Origin of the sequence: Polymorphospora sp. A560 (assembly GCF_045781765.1) — a bacterium.
Lineage (GTDB): Bacteria > Actinomycetota > Actinomycetes > Mycobacteriales > Micromonosporaceae > Polymorphospora > Polymorphospora lycopeni.
In genome coordinates this window covers 6,002,653-6,017,048 of record NZ_CP122282.1, presented here as the reverse complement: position 1 = coordinate 6,017,048, position 14,396 = coordinate 6,002,653, and the positions used below count along the sequence as shown (strand labels likewise).

The window sequence follows — 14,396 nt, the reverse complement described above, 5'->3', positions numbered from 1 at the left end:
GGCCCGCTGAACGCGGGAGATCCCCTGTGGATTCCTGCCCGGCCGACAGCTGTCGGCGACCCGACATTGTGATCACCGCCTATGCCTACCTACCCTCGGCCGCACCGCCCCCAGCCGTCGGAGGCCCCCATGAACGCGGTGCCGCCCGCCCTCGTCGGACTCGCTGGCCTCGCCCTGGTCCTCTTCCTCGGCTGGCTCGTATGGCGGTGGGCGCACCCCGTCGACTACTGGTACGACGACGAAGACGAGGACGAGGATGGCGAGGTCGTCTACTACGAGTACGAAGAGGTCTGGTACGAGGAGACCTACTACGAAGAGCGGTAGCCAGACGGCCTACGCTGCCCGCGGCATCCCCATCTCCCGCCAGGCAACCTCCAACGGCTGCGAGAACCACTGCGGCCACCGCGGCGAGTAGTGCTGCGCCATCCACTTGTAGCTCAACCGGTCGATTGCCATCGCCGACCTTGACCCCTTCAACACCTCCGGGTCGGCCCGCTCCAACTGCTCGATCGCAGCCTTCCGGCACTCCCGGTAGATCTTGGGACGCTTCCGCTCAACGGCAAGCAGGTGCCGCCGGCGAAGGTCCGGATCCATGTTGTCGATGACGCGGTAGACGTTGTTCAGCACACGCGAAGCCTCGTCGTTCTCGTCATCGCTGCTCGCCTCGTCAGAGGCGAGAGCGAGCGAAGCGAGCGACTCGGAATGTTCGTCACCGGATCTTTGAAGATCAGTCTTTGTTTCCGTGTTCGTGTCCGTCTTTGTAGTAACAGACCGGTCTTCCGACGTTCCGGTTTCCCGACGGCCCGGTTCTCCGACGTCTCGGATATCCGACGTTCCGGTTTCTGGTACGTCGGCGCGACCTGCGGTTATACGAACGTCGGAGACAACCACGACCGTCGTCCACTTCCCCTTGGCGTCCGCCTCCCGGACGTACTGGACGTAGCCACGGTCGGCGAGTTCCTTCATCGCCGTACGCATCGCGGCCCGCCCCTCGGTGAAGTTGCCGTACCTGCGGCCGGCCTCGACGAGCTTGTCGACGTTGGTGTCCCAACCGTCGGGGTAGGAGAGAAGTTCGCCAAGCAGGCCGCGGGCACGCCAGGACAGCCCGTAGTCTCGGTGCGCGGTGTTGGCGATCGGAGTCCAGCCGGCGTCTGGCATTGAGCGGCGAACCTTCATCGGGCACCGCCGAGCGGTCGCACAGACGTACGCAACAGGTAGACTTCTACCCTAAGCATGGGTCGCCTCCAACTAGGCGATCAAGAGCCCGGCCGGTGTTACCAGCACCGCGTCCGGGCTCGACTTATTCAGCTTTCGTCCCCGATTCTACCGCCTGTCCGGATCTCGAACGGGCCGCGAACGTCCGCCACGCGGATAGTGCCGACGACGCCAAGCCGACTTTGCAAGACGCGGCTCCCGCCAACGAATCGGCCGTCCGTGTTGGCAAACGGCGGCTACCCGAGCAGCCGGTCCCGCCACCGCCAGGCCAGCTCCACGCAGCCGGCCCCGGCCGGCGCCAGGCGCCCACCGTCGAGCAGGCCGCGGATCGTGCCCTCATCGAACGCGAACCGTTCGGCGACCACCCGGCCCTCGTCGTTGGCCTCCACGAAGTCGGCCGCCAAGTCGTCGAACACGTCGGAGTCCAGGACGAGGACGGTCATGATCTCGCCGAACAGCGTCAGGGCGTCCAGCGCGACCCCGAGGCAGTACACCCGCAGCCGACCCTCAGCCCGCGCCCGGTCGAGGCCGGCGAACGGCTCGCTGGCGTAGTCGACGGGCCTGCCGTCGCCACCCGCCTCCGGCAGCCCCGCCAACTCCTCGAAGAACTCCCGCTGCACGTTCCGCCACAGGTCAAAGTCCGCCAACCTGGCCGCCGGCATCGGACTCGACGGCTGGAAGATCCCCGACGGGATCACCTGCAACATCCCGCCCGCCGCCGTAACCGACCTGGGATCCCTGCGATGCAGTAGGAATTCGGCAGACCCGTCCGGGCTCCGGCGGACCGTCAACGTCGAGATCGCACCCAACACCGGGCGCCGCGACAGGTCGAACGGGCTACCGATCCGCCGGCGGTACGGCAGATCCCGCAGCGCCAGCCGCGGCCGGACCAACGACCCGCCCTCATCAAGACCGACGTACGCGAGCTCGTGCGCCAGCGACTCGAACACGTCCGTCGCCTCGAAGTACGTCGTGTCACCGAAGCCAAGCCGGCCGCCGTTCGACCAGTCAACGTCGAGCAGCCGCCACGACAGGCGGTTCTCAAACAGCCTCGGCCGGGCCAGATCACGGATTGCGTGCGTGTACCGGCTGTACTGCCGCACCAGCGTCTGCTGCGGGCGCACCAAGCCGGTCTCCGACTCGGTGCCGTCCATGACCGGTGGGGCGGCGTGCGGATCCTCGACGAGCCGGATCGTTGCCAGGTCGACGGGCGCATCCGGTAACCAGCCCGGACCAGTGATCAGGCCTGTCGAGCCGAGCCGGGCGTCGGGGTACAAGGCCGCCGCGGCCTGGGCGAGCTGGTGCCTGCTGACATTGAGCGCCTGCCGGGTACGCCGCCACCGGTCCTGCGACTCAGCCACCCGCACATCCACCTCCGCGGCGAACTCGTCGACCAACGGACGGGACAGGGGAGCGCTGATCTCCAGCGCCTCGATCGTCACGCCAAGAACCTCCGCAAGCAGACGGCGATAGGGGAGACCGGGCGCGACCTCCCCGCGCTCCCAACGCGACACCGTGCTCGCCGTCGGGACACGCCGGCTGTCAAGCGCGCTGATCCGGTCGGCCACGTCCTGCTGTGTCAGGCCAGCCTGCTCGCGCAGCGCCCTGAGTCGGTTGGGTGCGTCGCCCATCGTGCTGCCTCCCGGTCCCCGACGGATCGGCATCGGGTGATCAGCCTATGGGCAGCAGCACAGCAACGACGAGCGGATGCCCAGCGGATGGGGAGTCGATGGCGTTCCATGGGATGGCCTACCCGGCAAGCGTGGAAGCAAGACCACGTCAGCCCAGGGGAGGCGCCATGAGGATCTACTCGGCGGGAGAGCCGCCACCGTTCTTGACCGAGTTCCGGGCGCGCAGCTCCTCGAATGCCTTCTCCCGGTCTGGGCCGGGCGCCATGGCGCTCGCCTCAAGCAGTTCGCGGACCGAGGCTGGGTCAACGCGGCGGTGGCCCTTCGGCAGGCGGACGGCATGCAGCAGATCGTCGGCGATGTACCGGCGGACCGTCTGTGGATCGACGCCGCCAAGCATCTCGGCCGCCTTGCTGACGATTAGCCAGCCCTGCCCGTCCGCCACATCCTCACCTTTCTCGCAGCCCTCGCAGCCCTCGCAGATCTCGCGAGTGGCCCCATGGTCGCAGATGGCGAAAGTCGACGCGAGGACCGTACGGCCATGAGCAGGCACAAAGCCTCACAAGTCTTACTAGTCTCGCAATCCTTACATGATCATGGCATGATGTACGACATGACCGAGACCGAGACCGGCATGCGCCGAGAGACCACCACGGCCGAGACCGGAGACCGGAACCGCCGTGACTGGACACTGCGCCCCGCTCTCCCCTCGGCCACCACCGAGACCGAGACCCCCACCCCGACTGCCAAGCCCACCCGGACCCGCGAGACCACCCCCACGACCGAGACCAAGCCCAGCCGGTACCGGCAGTGGCGAGACCGCCGCGCCGCCACCAACGCAGCCAAAGCAGCCGAGACTGCCGAAACCCGCGCCGCCGCCCTCGAAGCCGCCACCCGCCGAGACCAGACCGACACCACCCAGGCTTCCGCCCAGACCGAGACCGAAACCGACCTCGCACCCATGCCGGTCTGGCTCCGCTGGCTAGGCATCTGGGTAGACCGCCTCTTCGGCTCCCTCCCCCTCGCCGCCCCCCTCGTGGTCTCCGGCGTCTACACCATCGACGCATTCACCGACCAGCCCCTCAACGCCCACCCCGTCATCGCCCTCGCCGCAACCTGCGCACTCGAGGGAGGCGTCTGGAAACTCGGCCGCCTATACGAGAAGACCCTGGTCGCCGGAGACTCCACGATCGCCATCCGGATCGGTATCGGCATCTACCTCGCCCTGATCTCCGGCCTCATCTACTGGCATGCCGACCACGAAGCCAAAGCCGCAGGTCGCACCGACCTCGGCACCGACGCCCTACCCGCCTTCGGTGTCGCGGTCATGTCCGCCCTCGGCGTCTACATCTGGTCTCGGACCGCCCGCTGGCAACGTCGAAAGGAGTTGGTCGCCGCCGGCCGGGTAGACCGGCAGGCGCCCAAGTTCGCCGCCCTCGCCTGGGCCCTCACCCCCATCGAGACCGCAACCGCCCTCCGGCACGCAGTCCGGTTCCGGATCGAGTCCCCGACCGAGGCCATCAAAGACCGGCGCCTGTACGTGGCCGCCGGGAGACCAGCCGTCTGGCCACCCGCACCGCAGTCCAAGACCACACCCACCGCCGAGACCGCCGCCCGCCCCCGTCCCGAGACCGTTATTCGGGTCCAGGCCGAGACCGGCAAGTCGGTGCCGCAACTCCCGGCAGTTGAGAACGCCCCCGCGATCGAAGCTGCCCCCCAGACCGAGACCACGAAGCCCAAGACCGCGTCGGTCTCTCGCGGCGGTCTCCACCTTGCAGGCAAGCCCACCGACGACGAATACGTCCGCATGGTCCAAGACCGGTTCCCTGAGGGGAGTCCGGACTACTGGGCGAGTCCGTCTCGGCGGCAGCCGGTCTCGGCTGGAGAAGTTATGGCGGCCACCGGCCTCAAGGGCAAGGAGACCGCCCGCCGAATCCAGCGGCTTGTGCACGGGGCCGCGCGCACGATCCAGACCGGTCGGCGCGAGAACGCCGACCCCGCAGAGGAGCGCCCGACAGTTGGCGCCCAGATCGGAGCCTGACATGACCGTCACCATCGACCGACCCACCACGGACACCGACACCGACCAGGCCACCACCACGCATGGCGTCGTCATCGTCCGGAACCCATGGACGAAGCCCGTCCTCGCCTCCGGAATCGCCGTCATCCTGCTCGCCCCCATCGCCGCAGGCGCGCTCACGATCGACAGCGACTACACCTACCACCTTGCCGGGGCCGGCGGTGTGGCGCTGCTGCTGCTCATGACCTTCTACATGGCGCAGCGCAGCTACCACGAGCGCCCGCCGGAGCACGCGTTCAAGGAGTCGCGGTGAAGGTCCGGACGGCCGTCGTCAGCTACCTCGCCACGCTCGCCGCAGCCGCCATCGTTGGCCTCCTGACCGGCCTCGCCACCTGACCCGACGGATGTCGGATGTCCGATGTCGGCACCCGACAACACCAACCCGCAAGCCCACGACCTGCGAAAACAGCCACCAGCAAGCCCGATGTCGGCCGACAACCGACACCGACAACCGACAACGGGAGGAGGACCAATGGACACCGCCACCAACCCAACCCACGCCGAAACCGGCGAAGACGACGACGCCCCCGAGGCTGTCGAGGAGACCGGTGACCGGCAGCCGTGGACGCTGCCCGACGACGACCCCACCCCCGAATCCGAGCTGTCCACCGGCGGCTGGGATGCTCCGCTGCCGGCGGTCGACGAGCCGGAAGGGCAGCGGCCGGTCGGGATGATCGCGGGCGGGGTAGGGCTGGGTGCCGTCATCGCCGGTCTCGGCGTCTTCAGTGCTTTCGGGTTGGCCGGGGTTGCGGTCGCGGCCGGTGTGGCGGCGGTTGCCGCCCCGGTGGTGGCGGTCGCGGGCTCGGACCTGCGGCGCCGGGTGCAGACGGGCCAGTGGCGGCCGAACGCGGCCGGTACCGCGAGCCGGACCCGCAACGGCGCGGCGGCGAACCGGTCTGCTGGTGCCGCTGGCGGTCGACGGGCGGCCGGCAAGGCAGGCGGTGGCCGGGCGGGATCGACGGGCGGAACCGGTCGGAGCCGTCGTGCCGCAACCGCGGGCGCCAGATCTGCCGGCCACGGTCGCAAGCAGCCCAAGGGCGGCGGCCTGTTCGGCGGGAAGGGCGCAGGGAAGGCGGGGCCGGCCAAGCGGGGGCTGGCCGGCTCGACGGGCACCGGCAACGGCCGGCACCGTGCCGCAGGAGGACGGCCGTCCTCCGCTGGCAGTCGCGGCGCACGCAACTCGAGCGTCCTTGGCCGGCTTGGCAAGAAGCTCACCCCGCAACGCCACAAGACCGCAGCTTCCCGCGCCAGTGGCGCCCGCTCGGAAGGATTTGGCCAGTGGAAGGCGTGGCGGAAGCAGCGCGGCGACCGCGCCGAAGCAAAGCGCCGCGCCCGCATCAACGCCGCGAAGCAGCGTCGTGCGGACCGGTGGGCGAAGGCCGACGCCCGCACTGAAGCCCGCCGTCAGCGGTGGGCAGGCCGGCGCGCAAATGCCCGCCAGTCTGCCGCCCGTGGCGCTCGCCGGGTCCGGTCATGGGTCAGCCGCCCGTTCACTGCATCGTGGCGGCGGATCACCACCGGCCGCCGTGCCTTCATCCAGCGACTCCGAAGCCGGCAGTGGACGTCCGCTCTCTGGCTGGCCCTCCTCAAGCTGTGGCGGACCGTCCGAACTGCCGCCCTGCGGGTGCCGGCCTGGCTCGGCGCACCCCAGCCCACACCCAAGCAGCCACCGGACTACGACGACGTCATCGACGGCGAAATCGTCGACGACCCCAAAGACCAGGCACCACCGGTCGCCCGACCCGGACGCCGCCGCCCCTACGTCATGCACCCACCGGCCCAGATCGGGCCCGCGCTTCATGCCCCAGCCGTACCCACCCCACGCAGCAACGCCAACAACAGCAGCAGAGGAGCCCGCATGAACCCCGCGCACGAAGCCGTCGTAGACGCCTTCCGAGAGGCGATCGGCAACTGGCAGCCGCCTGACGAAGGCGCCTTCGAGGAGTACGAGAGCTTCTTCTCCTCATGGGAGGAGATGCTCAACGAGATGGGCGACGTCGTTCAGGGCCTGTCCGAGCGGTTCCGCGACGAAACCCCGGTCGAGACCGCCGTCGACTACCTGTCCGACCTCGCGGGTGGCTTTGCCCTCATGGCCCAGGCCGGCGGCGAGGTCTACAACGCCTGGCGCACCGGCAACGCCGCCGACATCGAGCGCCACGAGAACCCGCGACCCAACGAGCAGCAGCTCAACGTCCTGTGAACGCCGGGGGTGTAGTCGTGAAGACGACCAAGAAGACCAGCAGCCGGACTGCCCAGCAGCAGGTGCAGCCGTTGACGTGGCTCGGCCGGCCCTGGCGCAACCGGGCATGGCTGCACCCCCTGTTCGGGTCCGGGGCCGTGTACGCCGCCGGGCAACTCCTGCACGCCACCGAAGCCCTCGACAGCCAGCACTGGCTCCTCCGCGGTGCCGCAGCCGTTGCCCTGCCAGCGATCGGAGGCATGGCCGGACTGGTCAGCGCTGCCGGCGACCGGTTTAGCGAGGCCGCCCGCGGTTTCCTGATCTCGGCCGGCGCCGGGGCCGGTGTATGGCTGTCGGCGGCGATGCTGACCTCCCCATACAGCCAGATGACCGGCCTGTCCGCCGCAGCCGGTGCCCTCCTCGCCTTCTGCGCCTACCCGGCCGTCCGGTCCGCCCAGCTCGAATGGGAGCAGCACTACCGTGCCGTCCGGGCCAAGCCGATTCCCGCCCAGATCACCGCCGCGCCCGCCGAGCCGCCTAAGGACCCAGAGGCAGCAAAGTGGGAGAAGCTGCTGGCCAAGGCCGGCGCCCCCGGCCTTACCTTCCGGGAGCGGATCGAGACCAGGTCGGGTTTCTCGCTGCTGATGCGACTGCCGGAGAACGGCAAGCTCACCTACGCCAGGCTGGCCACGTACGCCGAGAACATCGAAATCAGTGCCAGCCTGCCGACCGGTGCCGTCACCTTTGAGCGCGCCACCACCGACCAGGGCCGCGCCCTGGCCCGCGAGGTATGGATCCACGTAGACGTCGAAGACGTGCTGTCGCAGCGGATCGACATGCCCGACGAGCACACCCCGCTGTCGATCAACAACGCGTTCCCGATCGGAAAGTACGCCGACGGCGAGACCATCTACCTCAAACTCCGCGAGATCGCCGCCCTCATCGTCGGCGTCCGAGGCCGCGGCAAAACGAACCTGCTCAACGTCATCATCCACCAACTCAGCCGCTGCACCGACGTAACCCTGTGGATGATCGACCTCAAGGGCGGCCGTGCCGTCAAGCCCTGGCTCCGGCCATGGCTCGAAGGCAAGGTCAAACGGCCCGTTCTCGACTGGGTCGCCACCGACCGCATCGAAGCCCACCGGATGCTCGCCGGTGCCCGCGGCCTCATCGACCAGCGCGGCCAGACCGGCGCCGGCGGGTCAAAGATCAAGCCGACGCGGGAGCTGCCGGCCGTCATCGTCATCGCCGACGAGGTCGCCGCCGTTGTCGGCGCCCGATCCGGCCCCAAGTCCGTCCGCGACGGCGAAGGGGAGACGTCCGCGGTGCTGGCCGGGATCCTGACCGGCTGCATCCAGCTCGGCCGCTCCGAAGCCGTCGACTTCATCCTCGCCACCCAACGGTCGACGGTGACGATGACCGGCAACGGCGACCTCAAGTCCCAGTGTGAGTTGCGGATCGGGCTCGGCGTCACCAACCCTCAAGACGCCCGCAGCGTGTTTGAAGGCAACTCGGTTGCGGCGAGACTGCTGGCAAAGCTCAAGGACCAGGCCACCCGCGGCGCTGTCCTCATCCAGGACGGCGACGGCGGCCGAATCACCCCCGGCAAGAGCTTCTACATGGGCGACGACGACGAGCAGCGCACGGTCACCCGCGCCGCCGAACTCCACGCCGACTTCCCGGCCCCACTCGACCAGCGCGGCCAGGTCGCCGTTGACGCCGCCGTCCGCAAGCTCGGTGGTGACGCTGGCTACTTCGACCGCTGGTCGGAAGAGCGGGCCGGACACCTGTACAGCGACGACATCCCCACCCTCGACGAGACCCCGCCTGCACCGACTCCGGCGGCAACCTCGGTGGCTCCGACCTCGGCCATCCCGACGACCGGAGGCGCCCGCTTCTTCCCCCGCAGCAGCGAGAAGACGCCGAAGCCGCCGTCCGTGGACGAGGAATGGGCGAAGATCGTCGCCGAGTACGAGTCGTCGACCGCCCCCGAGAGCGACTACGACACCGCCGACCCTGAGAACGTCGACAGGTCTGCGCGCATGGTCCAGATCATCGACGAGGCCGGCGACCAAGGCGCAACCGCCTCCGAAGTCATGGCGATCATGCGCGCCGAAGGCACCCTGTGGAAGACCCGCACCACCATCTACGACGCCCTGAAGAAGGCCATCGCCGACGGGTTGGTCGTCCGGACTGGCAGCGACCGACGGGGCCGCTACTACACGCCACGCCACCACGGATAGGAGACAAGGACAAGACCATGGTGACCCTGCTGATACGCCTCGACGGGCAGCCTGTGGGCGAGACCAGGACCGGGGCGGTGCCGGCACGCGGTGACATCGTCACCGTCGAGGACAACCTGCGTGGACGCCTGCGCGGCACGGTGGTGCGGGTCAACCACCAGTTCACCGACAGTGGGGCGCGCCGGGTCGACGTGTTTGTGCCGGCGGCGATCATCGTGGACCTGGAAACGGTCAGGTGACGGCATCTGCTTTCCGACGTCGCGCGCCTCGGGCTTCCGCGTCGAATGCCGTCGGCGCCCGTTGGGGGTGCGTATACGCGCTCATCACCCGCCACGACCTGACCGGCGAGATCGGTGTCGGCTACGTCGGTGAGACCACGGACCTCGAGGCCCGGTTGGCGCAGCACGCCCTACAGCCGTTCGCCGACCGGATTGTGCGAGTGGTCCTCGCCGGCCAGGGTGTCTGGACGGAGGCGCACCGCAAGGGGCTGGAGAAGCACTACATCCGGCATGGCGTCACCGTGCCGGGCGTGACTGGCGGGCGCCCGCAGCGGCCCTGGTTCAACGTCGACCACAACCGCGACAACCCGAACCGGATCCTGCCCTGGGACGCGATCCGCTACCGGCAGGCGCGGGAGCCGGGCTGGCAGCCCCAGATCGGATGGCAGCGCCGGCTCGTCACGATCCCGACAGTGCCGCAGGGGCCGATGCCCAGGCGGGTCGTGGTGTGGTGTTGGCGGCAGTGCAAGGCCGCAGGCGGGCGGGCTGCCCGATGGTGCTGGCGGTCCCTCCTGCGGTGGCTACGACGGAAGGCGAGGCGACGGCGGTGATCCGCTGGCAGTGGGAGGCTGTCGATCCGGGCGGCACGGCGCGGATCAGCGGCGTACAGGACGACTGGCGACGAGCCGGCGGGCAGGCCGTAGCCGAGGAAATCCTGGCCCGGCTGATACTGCGGGCCAAGCCGTACTACGGCCGCGCGGAAGGGTGGAAGATCCGAGCGTGGCAGCGAGGTCTCGAGGGTGAGGCGGTGGAGGCGCGCGCATCGGACTGGCTGAACCAGGCGGGACGCCCGCTGTAGCAAGAAGTATCTCGGGGCTGGCTTCGGCTGGCCCCTTTCGCATGGAATCCGACAGTGTTCATCAATGTCTCATCCGGTAACGTTGGTGGGGGTACATGTTGTACCCCATCCCCTTGAGGTGGCCCATGAGCGACGACCCCACCCCCGGCCAGCGCGTCGAACGCCTACGACGTGCCCGCGGCCTCTCCCGCGAGCGCCTTGCCACACTCACCGGCCTGTCGCCGAGCACGATCAAGTTCATCGAGTCCGGGCGCCGCAGGTTGACCCTGTCCGCCGCCCAGAAGATCGGGCCCGCGCTCGCTGTCGACGACCTCGGCGAACTGTACGGTCCCAGCGTCGTCCTGACTCTCGGCAGCCGGCCCGCCCACCCTGGCGTGGTCGATGTCCGCAAGGCGCTCACCGCATGGCAGATCAACTTCACCGGCGAGCCGGATAGCCCCGACTACCTTGCGGGTGCCGTTGATGCGGCATGGCGGACCTGGCACACGTCGCGGATGCAGCGGACCGAGACCGGCGCCCTGCTGCCCGGCCTGCTCGAACAGGCGCAGCGGGCCGTCAGGCTGCATCAAGGCGACGACCGCCGCCAGTCCCTCGCGCTGCTCGCCCAGACGTACCACCTCGCCCAGGCGTACCTCGCCCACCACGGCGACCGCGAACTCGTCTGGATGACCGTCGACCGGGCCATGTCATCCGCCCTCGACGCCGACGACCCCCTCGCAATCGCCCAAGCCATCTGGTACGCCGCCCACGTCCTCCGCGCGACCGGCCGCAGCGACGAAGCCCTCGAACGGCTCACCGAAGCCCGCGGCCTGGTCGAGCCGCGCGTCGCGGACGGGCCGCCGGAGTGGGCCGAGATGCTTGCCGACCTGCACCTGTGCTCGGCGCTGACTCGCGCCCGGTCTGGCGACCAGTCGGCGTGGTCCGAGTGGGAGAGCGCTCGTGACGTCGTGCACCGCGCCCTGCCCGCCGACTACGTCGGTGTCCGTACCCGCGTTTCGAGGCCGCTGCTTGACGTGTACGCGGTCATGCTCGCCGTCGACCTCGGCGACCCGGAGGAGGCTGGCCGCCGCGCTCATGGCCTTGACCCGGAGACCATCCCGTCAACGGAGCGGAAGGGGCGCCACTACGTCGAGCTGGCCCGGTCCGCTGACCTGGAAGGGGCGGCCGAGGCAACACTGCACCTGCTTGGCAAGGCAGAGGCGGTCAGCCCGGAGACGGTACGGTTCTCGCCGCCCGCCCACGACATCCTGACGCGTCTGGTGTCCGAGGCTCCGGCGGCGATCCGGTCCGATGTGGTCGCGCTCGCTGGCCGCTGCGGCGTTGAGGTGTAGGGGTACATCCTGTCACCGGGTACACCGTGTACCCCTATGTGGATCGTGCTGGGCTTAGGTTCGGGGTGTGGGTGCGGCAAGGCTGCTGCACCGGGAATCACACCCCAGCGTGGTCCCTAGGTCGCCGGCCGCCGCACCCACATCGAGCCGGGTGCGGCGGCACTCCTCCCCAGAGTTGTCGCCGCACCCGCACACCGCGGGGAGGCGGCATTGGTTGGGAAGTGGTACCAGCGACCTGGTGGGCATGTCGATTGGGTTGGCCCGGCAACCGTCTACCCGTGTCAATCAGGCACCCACACATCTCGCCTCGAGAGCGCGGGGCCGAACCCCGCACCTGAGCCGGCCGAGCAGCCCCGCAAGCCGCGCTGGCACCGGAGGTCGATGTGACCGCCGTGATTGACCGGGCATGGCTGGCGTGGACCGCCGAGGTGCTGATTGCGCAGCATGAGTCCAACGCCGGCCAGCCGGCTATCGGATGCGCGTCGTGCGCCCGTCAAGACCCAGTCGACTGTCCCCAACTGAGGCAAGAGCGTCAGATTCGAGCGCGGCTCGACCTGAGGCAAGGGTGAGCGATGACCGCCACAAGGGCCGACCCAGTCGAAGGCCTGCTGCCTAACTCGGGCGGTAAATCCAGTATGTGGGGGATGAGTTGCTTGCGCTAAAGAGCTTCAAGCGGATGTCGGTGATGCCCCCGGAAGGACCACTTTGCGTGAAGTTGAAGGGCTTGCAGCCGGCGGTTACGGCACGGGTCTGAGGAGGATAGCCGTCATCGGCAAGAGGAGTTCCGCCCTGATAGAAGGCAAACTGCACCTGGGTGTAGTCGGGCCCGGCAGAATCGCAGACTTCTCCCTGAATTCCAACCGAGCGGTTATACCAGGTTAAGGTGCCTCTGACCTCGCCCCCGACAAGCCCGGAGTAAAGATTGAAGGGGGTGGTCGGGTTGGCGTATGCGGGCGAGGGGGCAAGTCCCACGGCGGCGGTAGCTGCGATGGCGGCAAGCGCGCTTAGTGCTTTCGATCTTTTCACTTCACTCCTGTCTTGGGCGACCTACATGACCCCGAAGCATCGGGCTACATCTATGCTCTCTGGGTCGCGTGCGCTAGTCAAAGGCTTGCCCATGAAGGATCTTGACCAAATGGCGCGCTGGCGTAGTTCACCGATCACCTGAGGGCCGAAGCGCTGCGGTCGTAGCGTCGGCATGTGATCGTCCTGCTGACCCCGCCCGACGGACACGGCGATCAGTGGCGGATAGAGATCCGACCCGGCGGCGCCGTCACCGTCTGGCTGTGCCTGGGCAGGCAGATCGCATCGTCGCCGCTGGCGTGGCCTCGGACGGTTGCCGGGCTGGGGGAGTGGCTGGTGGGGCAGGGGATCGACCCGGACGAGCTACGGGCGGCGTAGATCGGCTGACATCAAGTGCCGCAAACGCGATGGACCTAAACCCTGCCGCCCTACGACCATCTACGGCATGCCCGATCCCCGCACCCGCACACCCGCAGCAACGGCCGCAGCCAAGAAGCTGCACTTTCTGATGTACCAGGATCTCGACGAGGTCCGCGGCGGTTTCCGCTGGTGGCACCAGTACCTCAGCCATGCTCGCGTGATCTTCACGTCTGACTACCTGCTTCAGATCGCAAGCCGGCTGAAGACTGGATTGGCGGCAGCTGCCCACCGGGAGGCCGAGTTCATCGAGGCCTGGCGCGCTGAGACGATCTGGATGCGACAAAATGCACACAAGGGGGCAGCGGCCTTCGCCTCTAGAGGCAGCGTGGACTGGCGTCGCGAGCAGCGGATCGGAACATCCCTTGAAGGGTTCTTCTACTCGGTCGGCGGCATCCTGGACGCAGTCGGGGGTGCCGGCATCGGAGTGCTCGGCCTGCGTACCGACTTGGTTAGGTCCAGCTGGTCGCAGCTGATGACGGCAGCCAGCGGAGATGACCGAGACCGTCGCAGGCTGCTCGCCCCCGACGGTACGGAAGCACACGAAGTGCAGGTCAAGGCTCTCGCAGCCATCGCGGCAGCGGCAGCAGGCGGGCCCCATGGTTGGCTGACCTGGACCACGGACATGCGGAACACGCTGGTTCACAGGGCGCGCCGGTTCGAGATGCAGAACCTCTACCGGCCGAGCCGTCGAGCCGACCTTGAGTTCACCTTGCACCTGCCACGAGATCCGCAGTTCACCGACGTCGAGGCATTCGCGATCAGCGACAAGTTCGAGGACGTCATGCTGCCGGAGCATGCCGGCGACACCATCGCCGGGGTGCTTAATGAGCTAGGCAGGCTCGTCGAGGCCGCCGCTTCTCACCTTCAGGATGTGTGGGTTCGGCGGCGAACACGTCCTGAGCTAATCCAGCAGCCGGAGGAGCAGTGGCGGACTGTCTACCCGACCAAACGTGATCTGTCGAGGTTCGGCGGCTTCGGCACAAAGACGCCGCCCCCGACCGGACAGCAGGTGCTTCATCCAGGCACGGCCCGTCGACTTCGAGCAGCCAAGGGATACGACGGTGATCGCGCCGCCTGGCAGAAGCTTTTGGCCGACGGATAGCTGCCATCCAGACGCAGCGAGACGCCCCCTCCCCGCCGAGCCGAAGCTCAGGGGGAGGGGGCATTCGGGCGCAGGCGATCCGCTGGGGAGCGAGAAGG

The 14,396-nt window shown here is 68.6% G+C and carries 15 protein-coding genes; 11 read left to right on the top strand and 4 right to left on the bottom strand.

All coding sequences use genetic code 11. The annotated features are described in order from the left end of the window. The first annotated feature begins 129 nt into the window (after positions 1-129). Entirely contained in the window at positions 130-324 is a 195-nt protein-coding gene (locus tag QCD66_RS27090) for a hypothetical protein (RefSeq protein ID WP_375733380.1), read from the top strand. A gap of 9 nt (positions 325-333) precedes the next feature. On the opposite strand, the gene QCD66_RS27085 is transcribed toward QCD66_RS27090, so the two are convergent. The 3 genes from QCD66_RS27085 to QCD66_RS27075 form a co-directional block, all read right to left on the bottom strand. Then, positions 334-1,158, bottom strand: a complete 825-nt coding sequence (locus QCD66_RS27085; protein ID WP_375733379.1) for a hypothetical protein — start codon at positions 1,156-1,158, stop codon at positions 334-336. 293 nt (positions 1,159-1,451) lie between these two features. Then, entirely contained in the window at positions 1,452-2,846 is a 1,395-nt protein-coding gene (locus tag QCD66_RS27080) for a helix-turn-helix transcriptional regulator (RefSeq protein WP_375733378.1), read from the bottom strand. A gap of 175 nt (positions 2,847-3,021) precedes the next feature. Continuing rightward, on the bottom strand, positions 3,022-3,288 hold the full coding sequence (locus QCD66_RS27075) for a helix-turn-helix domain-containing protein (RefSeq protein WP_375733376.1): 267 nt from the start codon (positions 3,286-3,288) through the stop codon (positions 3,022-3,024). Positions 3,289-3,456: 168 nt separating this feature from the next. Between QCD66_RS27075 and QCD66_RS27070 the strand changes: the two genes are divergently transcribed. From QCD66_RS27070 to QCD66_RS27035, 8 genes are all read left to right on the top strand, one after another. Further along, entirely contained in the window at positions 3,457-4,884 is a 1,428-nt protein-coding gene (locus QCD66_RS27070) for a hypothetical protein (RefSeq protein WP_407566844.1), read from the top strand. A gap of 1 nt (position 4,885) precedes the next feature. After that, positions 4,886-5,176, top strand: coding sequence for a hypothetical protein (locus tag QCD66_RS27065; RefSeq protein WP_375733374.1), 291 nt, complete (start codon positions 4,886-4,888; stop codon positions 5,174-5,176). A gap of 219 nt (positions 5,177-5,395) precedes the next feature. After that, complete coding sequence (locus tag QCD66_RS27060; RefSeq protein WP_375733373.1) at positions 5,396-7,123, top strand: hypothetical protein; 1,728 nt, start codon at positions 5,396-5,398, stop codon at positions 7,121-7,123. 17 nt (positions 7,124-7,140) lie between these two features. Further along, positions 7,141-9,345 (top strand): hypothetical protein, encoded by a 2,205-nt coding sequence (locus QCD66_RS27055; protein WP_375733372.1) that lies wholly within the window; start codon positions 7,141-7,143, stop codon positions 9,343-9,345. Between the two features lie 17 nt (positions 9,346-9,362). Continuing rightward, positions 9,363-9,584, top strand: coding sequence for a hypothetical protein (locus QCD66_RS27050; RefSeq protein ID WP_375733371.1), 222 nt, complete (start codon positions 9,363-9,365; stop codon positions 9,582-9,584). Further along, a complete protein-coding gene (locus tag QCD66_RS27045; protein WP_375733370.1) occupies positions 9,581-10,174 on the top strand; it encodes a hypothetical protein in 594 nt (197 codons plus the stop codon). Before QCD66_RS27050 ends, QCD66_RS27045 begins: the two co-directional genes overlap by 4 nt. Beyond that, positions 10,171-10,422: a hypothetical protein gene (locus QCD66_RS27040; RefSeq protein ID WP_375733369.1), complete on the top strand. Its 252-nt coding sequence runs from the start codon at positions 10,171-10,173 to the stop codon at positions 10,420-10,422. The genes QCD66_RS27045 and QCD66_RS27040 overlap by 4 nt, the downstream gene beginning before the upstream one ends. Before the next feature lie 125 nt (positions 10,423-10,547). Continuing rightward, positions 10,548-11,753, top strand: a complete 1,206-nt coding sequence (locus QCD66_RS27035) for a helix-turn-helix domain-containing protein (protein WP_375733368.1) — start codon at positions 10,548-10,550, stop codon at positions 11,751-11,753. A gap of 612 nt (positions 11,754-12,365) precedes the next feature. Here the strand turns inward: QCD66_RS27035 and QCD66_RS27030 are convergent. Further along, complete coding sequence (locus QCD66_RS27030) at positions 12,366-12,779, bottom strand: hypothetical protein (RefSeq protein WP_375733367.1); 414 nt, start codon at positions 12,777-12,779, stop codon at positions 12,366-12,368. Positions 12,780-12,953: 174 nt separating this feature from the next. On the opposite strand from QCD66_RS27030, the gene QCD66_RS27025 reads away from it, so the two are divergent. Together QCD66_RS27025 and QCD66_RS27020 are read left to right on the top strand one after the other, a co-directional pair. Beyond that, the gene (locus QCD66_RS27025; RefSeq protein WP_375733366.1) at positions 12,954-13,154 is read left to right on the top strand and encodes a hypothetical protein; all 201 of its coding nucleotides are present in this window, start codon (positions 12,954-12,956) and stop codon (positions 13,152-13,154) included. 67 nt (positions 13,155-13,221) lie between these two features. Beyond that, the gene (locus QCD66_RS27020; protein WP_375733365.1) at positions 13,222-14,298 is read left to right on the top strand and encodes a hypothetical protein; all 1,077 of its coding nucleotides are present in this window, start codon (positions 13,222-13,224) and stop codon (positions 14,296-14,298) included. Positions 14,299-14,396 lie beyond the last annotated feature (98 nt).